Here is a 14,184-nt window from a genome sequence, read left to right on the forward strand (position 1 = left end):
AGGGCGGGAGGGGCCCCGAGCCTCGTCCCTCAGGCGGAGGGGGCTCGCCTCGGGGTATGACCCTGGGCGTACCCGGAATCACTCCGCCGAGGGGCGAAACTGTCGGAGGTGGCGGCTAGATTTCTAGCCATGGGAGAGGACAGCGACCGGCTCGACGTGCAGGTCAGCATGGGTGACCAGGTGGTCGTCATGCGGGTGTCGGGTGAGATCGACATCGCCACCGTGGCGGCTTTCCGGTCCGCGTTGTGGTCCGCTCCGGCTCGCCGGGTGCTTCAGCTTGATCTGTCCGATCTGCGGCTGCTCTCCGCCGCTGGCGTCCGCACGCTGCTCGCCGCGCATCTGCGCGTCCGGGCCTGCGGTGGCGAGCTTGTCCTCGTCGACCCGAGCCCGGTGGTGGCACGGGTGCTCCGGGCCAGCGGTCTGCACCGCGTGATGCCGATCCTGGAGCCGGCCACGGTGGTCGACGCCGCGCGCCTCACCGGAGACACGACCGCACACCTGCAGCTGGCCGCCTGACCGGCGCGGGGTCGCCAGCGTGAACCGGCGACCCCGGAAGTCGGTCAGCGCACGCCGAGCAGGTCCACGACGAAGATCAGCGTCTCGCCGGGCTTGATGACACCGGCCGCGCCCCGGTCGCCGTACCCGAGGTGTGGCGGGATGGTCAGCCGGCGACGGCCGCCGACGCGCATACCGACGACGCCCTGGTCCCAGCCGGCGATGACCTGACCGCCGCCGAGCGGGAACTCGAACGCCTGGCCCCGGTTCCACGACGAGTCGAACTCGCCGCCGGTGGAGTGGGACACGCCGACGTAGTGCACGCTGACCAGCTGGCCCGCCTCCGCCTGCGGGCCGTCGCCCACGGTGATGTCCTCGATCACGAGGTCGGCGGGCGGTGCACCCTCGATCGGACCCACCTCGGGCTTGCCGGATCGGGCGCCTGCTGCCTGGTTCATGCGGGGATCTCCTGCCGTTGCGGGTGATGTGTCCGGTCACCGTCGATCCTGCCGGATAGCACCTCACCGATGTGCGGCGGACCCGCCACCTGCTCGAATCCACACCCGCGCCGCCGTCGACAGCCAGTGCGACGAGGGCCGCGCGACAGGCCGGGCGGCGCCCGGGAACGGGCCGGCGGGCGTCACCGGGGATGGTGACGCCCGCTCAGGGTGACGCCTCGTGGTCAACGCAGCCAGGGCAGTCGCTGGACGACGGGCAGCTGCGCCCACACCCGGCCGAGGCCCCAGGTGTCGCCGGCGTCGACCAGCGCGAGGACCGCCAGCACCGCGGCGTAGATCAGGTGGTCGTCCATGAAGGGGTTGTTCTCCGGAGGTAGGACGGCGGTCCACATCAGGACCAGCAGCAGCCCACCGGTCACGGCGGCGACCCGCACGCCGATGCCGAGCAGCAGGGCGACACCGATTCCGGCCAGGCCGACCATGAACAGCCAGTCCGCCCAGGCGGCACCGGCGATCGCGGTGTACACGTCCGTGAACGGGCCCGTCACCCCGAAGGTGAGGAAGCCCTTGGTGGGGCTGCCCCCGTTGATCCAGGCGTTCGTCGACTCGGTGGCCATCCCGAGCCCGAACATCTTGTCGACGAACGCCCAGAGGAAGATCCAGCCGAGCGCCAGTCGGAGGCTGGCCAGGATGTACCGGACGGCCCGCCCTCCAGTGGTGCCGGCCGTCGGAGCGGTGTTCTCGACGGTGACCCGGTCGGTCGTCGCGGTCATGGTCCCCACGTCCCTTCTCAGTCTCGCACCGCACTCCCGGTGGCATCTCCAGTGGACGCTCATCGCGCCGTCGGCGGCAGGGCCGACGGACCGCATCGGCACGGGACGTTGGACCCGTCCGGTCCGTCCGGCCGAGTTCGCGGGACCGCCGACGTCGGGTCGGCCGTTCGCCTAGGCTCGGGAACGTCCGGCCGGCGGGCGGGGTGACGGGCGCACCGGGGCCGATGCGGGAGGCTTCGGTGACGGAGGTGGCGGTCACGGTCCCGCTGTGGGCCTGGGCGGCAGTCGGCGCGGTGATCGCCGTGATGCTCGCGGTGGACGTGCTCCTGCACCGGGACAACCACGTCATCGACCTACGCGAGGCGCTGCTGTGGAGCGCCGTCTGGATCGGCGCGGGTCTGCTGTTCGGGTTGGTCGTCTGGTGGGGGCTCGGCGGCGACCCGGCCATCGCGTACTTCTCCGGGTACCTGCTGGAGAAGGCGCTCTCGGTGGACAACGTGTTCGTCTTCGCCCTGCTCTTCGGCTACTTCCAGGTGCCGGCCGGCTACCAGCACAAGGTGCTGTTCTGGGGGGTCGTCGGGGCGCTCGTCTTCCGTCTGCTGTTCATCCTCGCCGGTGCCGAGCTGCTGGAACGGCTGACCTGGGCCGGGTTCGTGCTCGGCGCGTTCCTGATCTGGACCGGCTGGCGGCTCGCCGTACGCGGGAAACCGGACGTCGACCCGGAACGCAACGTCGTGGTCCGGCTGTTCCGGAAGCTCGTGCCCACCGACGCGCGCTACCACGGCGACCGGTTCACGGCCCGGGTGGCCGGCCGGCGGACGGCGACACTGCTGCTGGTGGCGCTCGTCGCCATCGAGGCCACCGACGTGGTGTTCGCCATCGACTCGGTGGCGGCGATCCTCGCCATCACCACCAACACCTTCCTGGTCTGGACGGCCACCGCGTTCGCCGTGCTGGGGCTGCGCAGCCTCTACTTCTGCCTCGCCGGCCTGCTCCGACACTTCGGCTACCTGCGCTACGGACTCGCGTTCCTGCTGGCCTTCGCCGGGCTGAAACTCGTCCTCGCCGAGACGCCGATGGGCAAACTGCCGGTCTGGTTGACCCTCGCGGTGGTGGTGCTGACCCTGGCGATCTCCATCGGCGCCAGCCTCCTGGCCGCGCGGCGTGCCCCGGCCGGGTGACCTGTCCCGCCAGTGGCCGGCACGTGTCGGGTCACCCGGCTGGCACCGGCCGGGACAGCTGGTCGGCCAGGAGCGCGGGCGCCTCGGCGAGCGAGGGGCCGTACCAGGTGAGGTGCCGACCGGAGAGCAGGGCGCAGGGTACGCCGGGGAACGCTTCGGGCCCGTCGTCGGCGGTGAACGTGTACGGCTCGTCGGGCAGCACCACCAGGTCGGGCTGCTGCCCGCGCAGCTCGGCGAGGGTGGGCCGGGGATAGCGCTCCGGGTGCTCGTCGTAGGCGTTGACCACGCCGAGCCGACGCAGCACGTCGCCGGCGAACGTGTCGCCGCCGAGCACCACCCACGGCCGACGCCACACCGGCACCACCGCCCGGCGGGTCGGCGTCAGCAGGGGCGGGTCGGCCCAGGCCCGCCGTGCCGCGCGCAGCCAGGTCGGCTCCGTCGACGCGCCCAGCTCGGCGAGCAGGTCGCCCAGCTCGGTCAACGCGCCCGCGACGGTGCGCGGATAGGTGACCCGCACCGGTACGCCGGCAGCCCGCAGCGCCTCGGCGTCGGCCCGGCGGTTCTCCTCCACGTTCAGGAGCACCACGTCCGGCCGCAGCGCGCGGACCCGGTCCAGGTCCGGGTACTTGCTGCCACCGACCCGTGCGACGTCGAGCCCGACCGGGTGGCTGCACCAGTCGGTGGCCCCGACCAGCACTCCCGGCACTGTCAACGCCACCGCCTCGGTCAGCGACGGCACCAGCGACACCACCCGCATCCGCGTACCTCCCGTCCCCGGCACCGATCATGCCCGTCCGGGTGGCGCGACGCGGGTCAGGGCGGGCCGGGCTCCATACGGGCGGTCACGTCGAGGTGCGCGGGTGCGCAGCCGGCGGTCGTCGCGAACCGGCGGACCGCGGCGTCCACGTGCGCGCGTACACCGTCGGCTGCCACGCCGGCCGCCAGATCCACCCGGATCCACACGTCGGGCCGTTGCGGCGCGCCGGTGAGCACCACCCGTGCGCGGCGCACCCCGTGGTCGCCGGTCGTCAGGTCCCGCTCCAGCGCGCCGATGAGCACGTCGGTGGCCAGGCGGGTACGGCCGGGACGGTGGCCGTGGTGGCTCAGCATGCCGCGTAGCGCCTCGCGGGGTCGGCGCAGCCCGCCTGCCAACAGGCGCTGCCCGGCGAGGGCGGCGAGCACTCCGGTGGCGGCCGCGGCCAGGGTGCTCCACGGCGCGGCCAGTCGCCACGCGTCGAGCAGGCCGGCGCCGAGCACCGCCGCCCCCGTCTCGTCGTCGGCCGGGGCGCTGACGCCGGCCCACATCGCTGTCGCCCCGGCCGCCACCAGCACCAGCGCGACGATCGTCCACAGCAGGCGGTGGGCGGCGTCGGTCATGCCGGCCTCCGGTGCGGCAGCAGCCGAATCTCGATCCGGCCGGTGCGGGGCGCGGCGAGCCGCCGCAGCTCCTGGCGCACGGCGAACTCGACCTCCGCGTGCGCCGCGGGGTCGCCGGTGGCGCGCACCCGGGGCCGCCACTGGTCACCGCGCCGCCGCACGCGCACCCGTGCCCGACGAACACCCGGCACGGTCCCGGCCGCGTCGGTCAGCCGGCGTTCCACGCACCGTCTGCGCAGGTGCCAGCCGTCCCGCTCGTCGACGCGCAGCCGGGACGGTGTCCAGCGGCGCAGTTGGGCGACCAGGATGACCAGGCCCGACAGGATGGCCGCGCCGGCGCCGGTGCGGACGTCCGGGTCGTGCCACCGGGCGTTGGTCAACGCGTCGTACCAACCGGTGCGGGCGAGCAGCGACGCCGGGCGGCCCAGCGTGACCAGCAGCGCCTGAACGGCCAGCAGCACCCCGCCGACCAGCAGCACGACGGCCAGCAGCGCCGAGGCGGCCCGGTTGACCATGCGCATGCCGGCCTCGGGTCGCCGGGCCGGTGGTCCTGGGTCGGCGTGGTACGCCCCGGGGACGATCAGGTCGTCCACCGTGATGGTCACCGCGGCCACGGTGAGGCCGGTTTCGGCGGCCACCCGGTCGGCGACGGCGATCCGGACCGCCTCGGTGACGGCGGGCACGCTGTACCCGTACGTGGTGACCAGGTGCAGGTCGAGCCCCACGGTGGTGTCGGCCAGCCGGACGGTGGCCGGGTGGGCGTCGGTGACGCCGGGCACCTGGCGGGCCGCGTGGGCAGCGATCCGGGCGACGTCCGCCGTCTCGGCGGTGCTCCGCCGCGGGGCGGTCCCGGTGGTGCGGGGGTTCGCGTCGACGGTGTCGGCGCTCGCTGCGACGCCGACCGGCGGGGCGGACGGACGGGCGGCCACGGGTCGCGGTGGAAGTCGGTGGTGCCGTCCCGCTCGATCGGTGCGCGGGCGACGGCGGATGGTCGGATCACCGGCCAGGCGAGGTCGACGGGCGCGCGGGTCGTCCCGACCGTTGCCGGCGCGGCTGCCGAGCTGCTGTCGCGACATGCTGACCTCCCGGCCGGTCCGCGACCGGCGACTCCGCTGGATACACCCCAACCGAGTCTTCGGAACGCGGTTCATCTGTGAGTTAGGCCACATGCCGCCTGCTCGGCGCTGCCCTGGAGCGTGATCCACACCAGGTCCCCCGATGTGGCGGTATCCGCCCCCAGATGATCGCCCCACTTCACCGATCTCGGGTTGACCTTGCTCGGCGGGCGCGGAGCCTTCGTGTGCATTTCGAGGGCCGGTGATCGGCGCCGGCGAGTAGCGGCCGGGCGGCGCGTCCGAAGCGGGCGTGCCGCCGAGGCCTACCCCATGATCGACCGCCTAGACTCGGCCCGGCTCGACCGACCGGCGGATGGATCAGGCAGATGACGAGCATCGGCAGCGACGACCGCGGCTGGCTGCGGACGGTGTCCGCCGAGAGCGGACGCGACACGCTGCTCAGCCGCGCCGGCCAGCGGATCCAGACGAACCGCAGGCTCAGTGACCTGGTCCAGGGGCGGCCGCCCGGCGTCACCGGCAGCCAGTGGAGTTCGGCCAGCCGCGCCAGCTTCGACTTCGTGGTCTGCTCGGCTGACACCGGCCGCGCGGTCGTCGCTGTGGAGATCGGCCCGGTCGCGGCCGCCGGCTCGGCGGAGCAGCGCGTCGAGCGGCTGAAGGACGCGGTGAGCGAGGCCGCCGGCCTGCCCGTGCTGCGAATCGGTTCTCCGACGTTGACGGCGACCGAGCACGGGCGTCGCCTCGTGGAGTACGTGATCGACGCGCGCGCCTACGCCGCCGGTAGCGCCGCGCTGGCCACCTCCGACGACGAACCGGTCCCGACGGGTTTCCGGGACATCCTCGGCCGGTTGCCGGACGGCCGTACCGGAGCGGTCAACGACCTCGGCGCGCTGACCCGCGCGGCGGTGGTGGAGGCGTACGTGGCCGGGCGGGTGGCCGATCCGATCGTGCGGGGACTGCACGTCCGCTGGGCGGACGGGCCGGCGCAGGGGTGGAGTTGGGTGCAGGTCCGCCCCGACGCGTGCCTCGTCGAGCGGGTCTCGGTGATCGAGCACCGCTTCTCCTGCGGGATCGACCCGGCCCGGCTGGCCGAGGATCTCGCCACGGTCGCGGTCGGGGAGCGACTGCGGGACGACGCCGTCGCCGAGCTGGTGCCACGCGCCGAGTTGACCGCGCAGATCGTCGCGCTGAGTCGACGTCGCGACGAACTGGTCGGCGGGTTCGCCTTCGACCACCTCTGCGCCGACTGACGCCGTACCCGTTCCACCTGCTGATTCACTGCTCCGCCCCGCCTCCGGGTCGGGTCGCGGCAATTTCCTGTGAACTGGTTGAACCATCTCGCTCGCCGCCCCGTACTCCTGCGCGAATGAACAGGATCTCCCCACTCGCGTCGTCGGGACCCGGGGGACGGTGTGGAAAGGGCATCGTCGGCCATCGACGCATTACCGGGTAGGTCACGGTGCTCGCCGCCGTGGCGTGCCATCTCACATCCGTCGGTCCGCCGAGGGCAGGAATCCACAACCGGATCGAGAAGGAGAGCAATTCGATGCGCAGGTCCACTCGGGCGCGCCGGTCACCCGGCAACGCGCGGAGCAAGCGTCTGTTGGCCGTTGTCGGCACGCTCGCGGTGTTCGGCGGAGTCGTCGCCGTGACCCAGATTTCGTCGGCCCAGGACCGGCGGACCAATAAGCCCCGCCCGGCCGCTGGGCAGTGCGTGGAACCGAGCCCGGGCGCGACCGCGCCGAGCGGCGGCGGTTCCACCAGCCGAACCTGGCAGAACGGTCGGTGGGTGCGCAACCACTGGGGTGACGGGCAGCAGTCGGTCCCCGAGTGCGAGGATGGAAAGGACGGCACGGTCGGCACCGGCACGGCCATCGCCTGCCCGGACGTGACGGCCAAGCTGCCGCAGGTGCCGGACCGGGCGCGGGCCGAGGTGGACCGCAACCTGGCTCAGCTGCAGGCGCAGATCGCCGAGGCGGACCGCCGGCTCGCCGCCGAGGGCAACAAGGGTGAGGCGTTCATCCGTAACGCGATCCTGCAACCGCTGGCCGGCAAGCGGCGCGCGGTGCTGGACCGGATCACGACCGCCATCGACCGCGTCGGCCCCCGACCGCAGGGTCTCGCCGAACTCGCCACCTGCACGGTGCAGCCGACCAACAACGGTGGCGGCAACAACGGCAGCGGCAGCAGCCCCACCACGACGCCCGGTGGCGGCAACAACGGTGGCGGCAACAACGGTGGCGGCAACGCCCCCGGCGCCGGTCTCGGCGTGCTGGCCAACGACTGCGACGAGAGCCGGCTCCAGCCGCACGACGGCTTCCAGAACGGCAACCGGTGCGTGAGCACCGAGTTCGGTGAGGTCGGCGCCGCCGCGAACAACCCGTCGCTGCTCATCACCCAGTTCCCCCAGCAGGTCGGCCAGAATCAGGCCTTCACCCTGCGGGTCAGCACCCGCAACCTGGTCCGCGACCGCTTCCTGGCGGCCGGTCAGGGCGGCTACTACGTGGAGAGCTCGCTGCTCAACGCCCAGGGCCTGGTCCGGGGTCACTTCCACACCGCGTGCCGGATGCTGGACAGCCTGACCACCCCGCCGGAGCCGCAGGAGGTGCCTGCGTTCTTCGTCGCGACCGAGGACGGTCGCGGTGGGGCCCAGCCCGACGAGGTGACCATCCAGGTTCCGGGCCTGCCGGAGTCGGGCACCGCGCAGTGCTCCGTCTGGGCCGGTGACGGCTCGCACCGTCTGCCGATGATGGAACGGGCGAACCAGACCCCCGCGTTCGACTCGGTGCGCATCACCGTCAACTGACCGGACGCACCAACGACGGCCGGTCACCCGGGGCGACAACCCCCGGGTGACCGGCCGTCGCGCTGTCGGGATCACCCGGACAAGCCGACGGGGCCCCGCCGTTTCCGGCGGGGCCCCGTCGTCGACTCGCGCGTCAGCGGCTCTTGTACGCCTCGACGACCTCGACCGGGATCCGGCCCCGTTCGGAAATCTTGTAGCCGTTCTTCACGGCCCATTCCCGGATTGCGCGGTTCTGCTCGCGATCCATTCCCGCGCCGGCGGGTCGCCCCGGACGCCGGACCGAGCGCGCGCTCTCGACCGGGCCGCGCCCGATCCGCCGACCCGCATTGATGTACGGATCCAGCGCCTTGCGAAGGACGCCGGCATTCTCGTCCGAGACATCGATCGTGTAGGCGACGCCGTCGAGACTGAACTCGACCGTCCGATCGGCCTTCCCACCGTCGAGGTCGTCGGTCAGGACCGTGATTACTTTTCTCGCCATTGCCGATTACTCCCTGTGTGCGGCGGGATGTGTCCAAAGTCTGACCTATCACCCCCGGAATCCGCAACAATACGCGTCCTATTCATTCGGCGCGTCGCGATTCCGTTACCGAGCAAAACCGTGAATCGGGGCGGATGAAGTCGCCTCATTCGCCGAGAAGGCCGGCGTGCCCGGCGACGGCGGCCGCCTCCGCCCGGTTGGAAACCCGCAACTTGCGCAGCAACGCGGCGGTCATTCGTTTCACCGTCCGCTCGGAGACATGCAGTTCGTCGGCGATGTCGACGGTGTGGCGGCCGGAGGCGATCGCCCGCAGCAGCCGGCGTTCCTCGCCGTCCAGGTCGACGGGCGTCGCGTGGGTGGGGCGCAGCATCGCGTGCAGCAGTGCGGCCGGGAGGACCGCCCACCCGTCGAGGACGGCCCGCAGCGGGGTCAGCAGTGCCTCCGGCTCGCTGGTCTTCGGCAGGAACCCCTCGGCACCGGCCCGCAGCGCCTCCATCGCCGCTGCCGGGTCGGTGGCACCGGACATCGCGACCACGCGTATCCGGGGGGTGGTCCGTCGGATCGCTGCCACCGCCCGGATGCCGCCCGGCGGCGGCATGTGCAGGTCGACCAGGGCCAGGTCGGGTCGGCAGCGGCTGACCAGCGCCGCCGCGGCGGCGGCGTCGCCGGTGGAGGCGACCACCTCGGCCCGGCCGTCGGTGCTGACGGGGAGCAGCAGTTCGAGGCCGCGGACGAAGAGGGGGTGATCGTCCACGACGACGATTCGCATGGTGGAGGCTCCCGGCATGTCTGCGCCGTTCCCCAGCGGGTACCGATCATGCGGGTACGCACCGAACGAGGGGAGTCGGGTGGATGCGCGCACGCCACGGTTTGCAGGGCCTGCTGCGAGGGTTGCGCCGGATCGAGCCCACTTCGGGTGACCTGCGAGCACCGGTGGCCGATCCGGAGTTGCTGCTGCGGGTGTTGTGCCACGAGTTCCGTACACCGATCAGCACCCTGACCTCGCTGACCCGCGCGTTGGCCGACGAGCACCGCGAGCTGAGCGGAACCGACCGGCGGGCGATCACCGCGCTGGCCCGCGACCAGGCCGCCCACCTGCAGAGCCTGCTGCGCGACGCCACGGCCGGCACCGGCGCGCTGGCGCCGGCCCCCGCACCGGAGCCGACCGTCGCGCTGGCGGGCATCCTGCGGGAGGCCGCCGCGCTGGTGCCGGTCGGCCGGCGGCGGGTGCGGGCCACCCGGTCGGCCGGATCGTGCCCGGTGCCGGCCGGGAGGACCCGTCAGGTGCTCGTCAACCTGGTGGAGAACGCGCTGCGGCACGGGCCGTCGCAGGGGCAGGTCGGGCTCTACGCCACGGTGCGCGGCCCCGGCCTGAGCATGTTGGTCACCGACGAGGGCCGCGTCGACGACGCGCTGCTCGCCGCACTGCGCCGCCCGGTGCCGGCGCCCGGGATGTCCGGGTTGGGGCTGTGGATCGTCCGGCAGCTCGTCGCAGTGGATGGGGGAACGCTACGGGCGCACCGGTTGCAGCCGCGCGGCGCGGCGCTGGAGGTGCTGCTTCCGGTGCGCTGACCCCGCCGGGACACGGGTTGGCCCGGCCGGGTCACCGGTACGGGAACGGCTGCACTGCCAATTCCCGTACCGAGGGGGTCAGATGTTCAGTCACGTCAAGGATCTGCAGTTCGAGGCCAAACCGGACGGCCCGGACGCCGCGTTCGCCCGCCGCCTGCAGGAGGTGCTGGGCGGCAAGTGGGGTGAGATGACCGTCGCCAACCAGTACCTCTTCCAGGGGTGGAACTGCCGCCTGCCCGGCAGGTACAAGGATCTGCTGCTCGACGTCGGCACCGAGGAGATGGGCCACGTCGAGATGATCTGCACGATGATCACCCGGTTGTTGGACAGCGCGCCGTTGTCGCTGTCGGAGGGGATCGCGGAGGATCCCGGCGGGGCGGCGATCTACGCCGGCTCGAATCCGGCGCACTTCATTCACGCCGGGGCCGGAGCCTTGCCCGCTGATTCCAACGGGGTGCCGTGGAACGGCGCGTACGTCACCGCCAGCGGCAACCTGCTGGCCGACTTCCAGCTCAACGTGACAGCGGAGGCGCAGGGTCGGCTCCAGGTCGCCCGGTTGTTCCACATGACCGACGACCCGGGCGTCAAGCAGATGCTGCGCTTCCTGCTGGCCCGCGACACGATGCACCAGAACATGTGGCTGGCCGCCATCGAACAGCTCAAGGAGGACGGGCTGGAGGACATGCCGGTGCCGGAGGCGTTCCCGGACTCCGGCGACCTCACCGAGGAGTACGGCTACACGTACCTCGGGTTCTCCTCGGGCACGGACGCGGCGCAGAGCCGCTGGGCGTCCGGACCGTCGCCGGACGGCAAGGGCGAGTTCCGGTACGACGACGACCCGCGTGCGAACGCCCCGGAGCCGGTGCTGCCCCCGGGAGATCCCCGGCTGTACGCCACCATCCCGGGGGTGACCGGCTCGATCGCGAACACGGTCGAGAGCACGCTCACCTGAGGTGTCAGGTCGGGTCGCCACGCTGGTCGGGGCGACCCGGCGGGCCGGCGGTGGAGTGGCCTGGGTCACAAGCCGGAACAAGGGGAACGCTTCGTTACTTGAGCCAGGCACGCTCAAGTCAACGTGATGGCAGGTGTTCCATGGCAACTCTTCCGGTACTTCCCCTGACCGACGCCGTGCTGCTGCCCGGGATGGTCATCCCGGTGACCCTCGACCCGTCCACCCAGGCCGCCGTCGACGCCGCCCGCGCGACCGGCGACCGCAAGCTGCTCGCCGTGCCCCGCATCGACGGCGAGTACGGCCCGGTCGGCGTGATCGCCACCATCGAGAAGGTCGGCCGGCTGCCCGAGGGTGAGCCCGCCGCCGTCATCCGTGGCCTGTCCCGGGCCCGGATCGGCTCCGGCGTCCCCGGCCCCGGCGCCGCACTCTGGGTCGAGGCGTCCGAACTCGACGAGCCCGCGTACGCCGGCAGGGCCCGCGAACTCGCCCGCGAGTACCGCGCCCTGGTGACCTCGGTCCTGCAACAGCGGGGTGCCTGGCAGGTCATCGACGCGGTGGAGCGGATGACCGACCTCTCCGAGTTGGCCGACTCGGCCGGCTACGCGCCCTGGCTGACCCTGGAGCAGAAGACCGAGCTGCTCGCCGCGCCGGACGTGACCGCCCGCCTGGAGCTGCTGGTCGGCTGGGTGAAGGACTACCTGGCCGAGCAGGAGGTCACCGAGCAGATCAACAGTGACGTCCGCGAGGGGCTGGAGAAGTCCCAGCGCGAGTTCCTGCTGCGTCAGCAGCTCGCCGCGATCCGCAAGGAGCTGGGCGAGGACGAGCCGGACGGTTCGGCCGACTACCGCTCCCGGGTCGAGTCCGCCGACCTGCCGGAGAAGGTCCGCGAGGCGGCCATGCGCGAGGTCGGCAAGCTGGAGCGGGCCAGCGACGCCTCCCCGGAGGCGGGTTGGATCCGCACCTGGCTCGACACCGTGCTCGAAATGCCGTGGGGCACGCGTACCGAGGACAACACCGACCTGGCCGCGGCCCGGGCGGTGCTCGACGCCGACCACGCCGGCCTGGCCGACGTGAAGGACCGCATCCTGGAGTACCTGGCCGTGCGCAACCGGCGGGCCGAGCGCAACCTCGGCGTGGTCGGCGGACGCGGCTCCGGCGCGGTCCTCGCCCTCGCCGGCCCTCCCGGGGTCGGCAAGACCAGCCTCGGCGAGTCCGTGGCGCGGGCGCTCGGCCGCACCTTCGTCCGGGTGTCCCTCGGCGGTGTCCGCGACGAGGCGGAGATCCGCGGTCACCGGCGCACCTACGTGGGCGCACTGCCCGGCCGGATCGTCCGCGCGCTGCGCGAGGCCGGCTCGATGAACCCCGTCGTGCTCCTCGACGAGGTGGACAAGCTGGCCGCCGGCTACGCCGGTGACCCCGCCGCCGCCCTGCTGGAGGTGCTCGACCCGGCGCAGAACCACACGTTCCGGGACCACTACCTGGAGGTCGACCTCGACCTGTCCGACGTGCTCTTCCTGGCCACCGCAAACGTGGTGGAGTCCATCCCCGGCCCGCTGCTGGACCGGATGGAACTGGTCATGCTGGACGGCTACACCGAGGACGAGAAGGTCGCCATCGCCCGCGACCACCTGCTGCCCCGGCAGCGGGAGCGGGCCGGGTTGACCGCCGACGAGGTGCAGATCGCCGACGAGGCGCTCGCGCTGATCGCCGGGGAGTACACCCGGGAGGCCGGCGTCCGGCAGCTCGAACGGGGCTTGGCGAAGATCCTGCGCAAGGTGGCGGTGACGTTGGCGACCGACCCGTCGCCGGTACGCGTCGACACCGACAACCTCACCGGCTACCTGGGGCGACCGAAGTTCACCCCGGAGTCGGCCGAGCGCACCGCGGTGCCCGGCGTGGCGACCGGCCTCGCCGTCACCGGCGCCGGCGGGGACGTGCTCTTCATCGAGGCGACCAGCATGGAGGGCGAGCCGGGGCTGACCCTGACCGGCCAGCTCGGCGACGTGATGAAGGAGTCGGCGCACATCGCGCTGTCGTACCTGCGCTCCAACGGGCGACGGTTCGGCATCGACCCGAACGCCCTGGCCGGGCGGCGGATCCACGTCCACTTCCCGGCGGGCGCGGTGCCCAAGGACGGCCCGAGCGCCGGCATCACCATGGTCACGGCCCTGGCGTCGCTGGTCACCGGCCGCCCGGTCCGCCCCGAGTTCGGGATGACCGGCGAGGTGACGCTCTCCGGTCGGGTGCTGCCGATCGGCGGGGTGAAGCAGAAGCTGCTCGCCGCGCACCGGGCCGGCCTCACCGAGGTGATCATCCCGGCGCGCAACGAGCCCGACCTGGACGACCTGCCGACCGAGGTGCGTGAGGCGCTGACCGTGCACACCCTGGCCGACGTGGCCGACGTGCTCGCCCTGGCACTGACCCCGGCCGACGTCCCGGCCCTGGACGGACCGGCGCTCTTCGTCTCCTGACTCTCCGACCGCGACGACCCCCGCCGTTCCCGTGACGGCGGGGGTCGTCGCTGTCCGCGCGTCGAGCGCTACTGTCTCGCTCGAAGCGTCAACCACCTCTCCGCCGCGAGGCGGTGCCCCCGGAGGTAAACCCCGTGAACCTGGTGCTCTGGATCCTCCAGATCATTCTCGCCGCTGTCTTCGCCGGCGCCGGCCTGGCCAAGCTGACCCAACCCAAGGACAAGCTGCGCGAGATGATGCGATGGGTGGATCCGGTCCCGCCGTCGCAGGTCAAGGCCCTCGGCTTCGTCGAGGTGCTGGCCGCCGTCGGGCTCGTGCTGCCACCACTCACCGGCGTCGCCACCGTGCTCACCCCACTCGCCGCCGTGGGCCTGGTCATCGTCATGATCGGCGGCATCCTGGTGCACCTTCGTGACACGAAGAAGCAGGACACCCAGGAGGGGCGTCGCACGGAGGTCCAGGGCGCGATCACCTGCGCGGTGCTGCTGGTGCTCGCCGCCGTGGTGGCCTGGGGTCGCTTCGGGCCGTACTCCTTCTGACCGCGC

General features: G+C 72.6%; 15 protein-coding genes. 8 read left to right on the forward strand and 7 right to left on the reverse strand.

What is annotated here, in order from left to right:
• The first annotated feature begins 129 nt into the window (after nucleotides 1-129).
• Entirely contained in the window at nucleotides 130-516 is a 387-nt protein-coding gene (locus GA0070612_RS21050) for an STAS domain-containing protein (protein ID WP_088989475.1), read from the forward strand.
• 44 nt (nucleotides 517-560) lie between these two features.
• Here GA0070612_RS21050 and GA0070612_RS21055 read toward each other — a convergent pair whose 3' ends face one another.
• Together GA0070612_RS21055 and GA0070612_RS21060 are read right to left on the reverse strand one after the other, a co-directional pair.
• Complete coding sequence (locus tag GA0070612_RS21055; RefSeq protein WP_088989476.1) at nucleotides 561-953, reverse strand: FKBP-type peptidyl-prolyl cis-trans isomerase; 393 nt, start codon at nucleotides 951-953, stop codon at nucleotides 561-563.
• Between the two features lie 224 nt (nucleotides 954-1,177).
• Nucleotides 1,178-1,735, reverse strand: coding sequence for a hypothetical protein (locus tag GA0070612_RS21060; RefSeq protein WP_231924281.1), 558 nt, complete (start codon nucleotides 1,733-1,735; stop codon nucleotides 1,178-1,180).
• Between the two features lie 215 nt (nucleotides 1,736-1,950).
• On the opposite strand from GA0070612_RS21060, the gene GA0070612_RS21070 reads away from it, so the two are divergent.
• On the forward strand, nucleotides 1,951-2,907 hold the full coding sequence (locus GA0070612_RS21070; protein ID WP_197699205.1) for a TerC family protein: 957 nt from the start codon (nucleotides 1,951-1,953) through the stop codon (nucleotides 2,905-2,907).
• A gap of 31 nt (nucleotides 2,908-2,938) precedes the next feature.
• Here GA0070612_RS21070 and GA0070612_RS21075 read toward each other — a convergent pair whose 3' ends face one another.
• From GA0070612_RS21075 to GA0070612_RS21085, 3 genes are read right to left on the reverse strand one after another with little or no spacing between them, the layout of a single operon-like run.
• Nucleotides 2,939-3,664 carry a helical backbone metal receptor gene (locus tag GA0070612_RS21075; RefSeq protein ID WP_088989480.1) on the reverse strand — a complete coding sequence of 242 codons (726 nt, stop codon included), beginning with the start codon at nucleotides 3,662-3,664 and terminating at the stop codon, nucleotides 2,939-2,941.
• Nucleotides 3,665-3,720: 56 nt separating this feature from the next.
• Nucleotides 3,721-4,284: a hypothetical protein gene (locus GA0070612_RS21080; RefSeq protein WP_088989481.1), complete on the reverse strand. Its 564-nt coding sequence runs from the start codon at nucleotides 4,282-4,284 to the stop codon at nucleotides 3,721-3,723.
• Nucleotides 4,281-5,360, reverse strand: coding sequence for an Asp23/Gls24 family envelope stress response protein (locus tag GA0070612_RS21085; RefSeq protein WP_167393657.1), 1,080 nt, complete (start codon nucleotides 5,358-5,360; stop codon nucleotides 4,281-4,283). The genes GA0070612_RS21080 and GA0070612_RS21085 overlap by 4 nt, the downstream gene beginning before the upstream one ends.
• A 365-nt stretch (nucleotides 5,361-5,725) precedes the next feature.
• Between GA0070612_RS21085 and GA0070612_RS21090 the strand changes: the two genes are divergently transcribed.
• The gene (locus GA0070612_RS21090; RefSeq protein WP_088989483.1) at nucleotides 5,726-6,607 is read left to right on the forward strand and encodes a DUF2726 domain-containing protein; all 882 of its coding nucleotides are present in this window, start codon (nucleotides 5,726-5,728) and stop codon (nucleotides 6,605-6,607) included.
• Nucleotides 6,608-6,903: 296 nt separating this feature from the next.
• The gene (locus tag GA0070612_RS21095) at nucleotides 6,904-8,163 is read left to right on the forward strand and encodes a hypothetical protein (RefSeq protein WP_088989484.1); all 1,260 of its coding nucleotides are present in this window, start codon (nucleotides 6,904-6,906) and stop codon (nucleotides 8,161-8,163) included.
• Between the two features lie 133 nt (nucleotides 8,164-8,296).
• Here GA0070612_RS21095 and GA0070612_RS21100 read toward each other — a convergent pair whose 3' ends face one another.
• On the reverse strand, nucleotides 8,297-8,644 hold the full coding sequence (locus GA0070612_RS21100) for a histone-like nucleoid-structuring protein Lsr2 (RefSeq protein ID WP_088989485.1): 348 nt from the start codon (nucleotides 8,642-8,644) through the stop codon (nucleotides 8,297-8,299).
• 145 nt (nucleotides 8,645-8,789) lie between these two features.
• Entirely contained in the window at nucleotides 8,790-9,413 is a 624-nt protein-coding gene (locus GA0070612_RS21105; RefSeq protein ID WP_231924282.1) for a response regulator, read from the reverse strand.
• An 83-nt stretch (nucleotides 9,414-9,496) separates the two neighbouring features.
• Here GA0070612_RS21105 and GA0070612_RS21110 point away from each other — a divergent pair, with 83 nt between their 5' ends.
• The 4 genes from GA0070612_RS21110 (at nucleotide 9,497) to GA0070612_RS21125 (ending at nucleotide 14,178) form a co-directional block, all read left to right on the forward strand.
• Entirely contained in the window at nucleotides 9,497-10,216 is a 720-nt protein-coding gene (locus GA0070612_RS21110; protein ID WP_088989487.1) for a sensor histidine kinase, read from the forward strand.
• An 82-nt stretch (nucleotides 10,217-10,298) separates the two neighbouring features.
• Nucleotides 10,299-11,168 (forward strand): manganese catalase family protein, encoded by an 870-nt coding sequence (locus tag GA0070612_RS21115; RefSeq protein ID WP_088989488.1) that lies wholly within the window; start codon nucleotides 10,299-10,301, stop codon nucleotides 11,166-11,168.
• A 140-nt stretch (nucleotides 11,169-11,308) separates the two neighbouring features.
• Entirely contained in the window at nucleotides 11,309-13,639 is a 2,331-nt protein-coding gene (gene lon, locus GA0070612_RS21120) for an endopeptidase La (protein WP_088989489.1), read from the forward strand.
• A 134-nt stretch (nucleotides 13,640-13,773) separates the two neighbouring features.
• Complete coding sequence (locus GA0070612_RS21125; protein WP_088989490.1) at nucleotides 13,774-14,178, forward strand: DoxX family protein; 405 nt, start codon at nucleotides 13,774-13,776, stop codon at nucleotides 14,176-14,178.
• The last annotated feature ends 6 nt before the right edge of the window (nucleotides 14,179-14,184 follow it).

This window comes from Micromonospora chokoriensis (assembly GCF_900091505.1).
Classification (GTDB): Bacteria; Actinomycetota; Actinomycetes; order Mycobacteriales; family Micromonosporaceae; genus Micromonospora; species Micromonospora chokoriensis.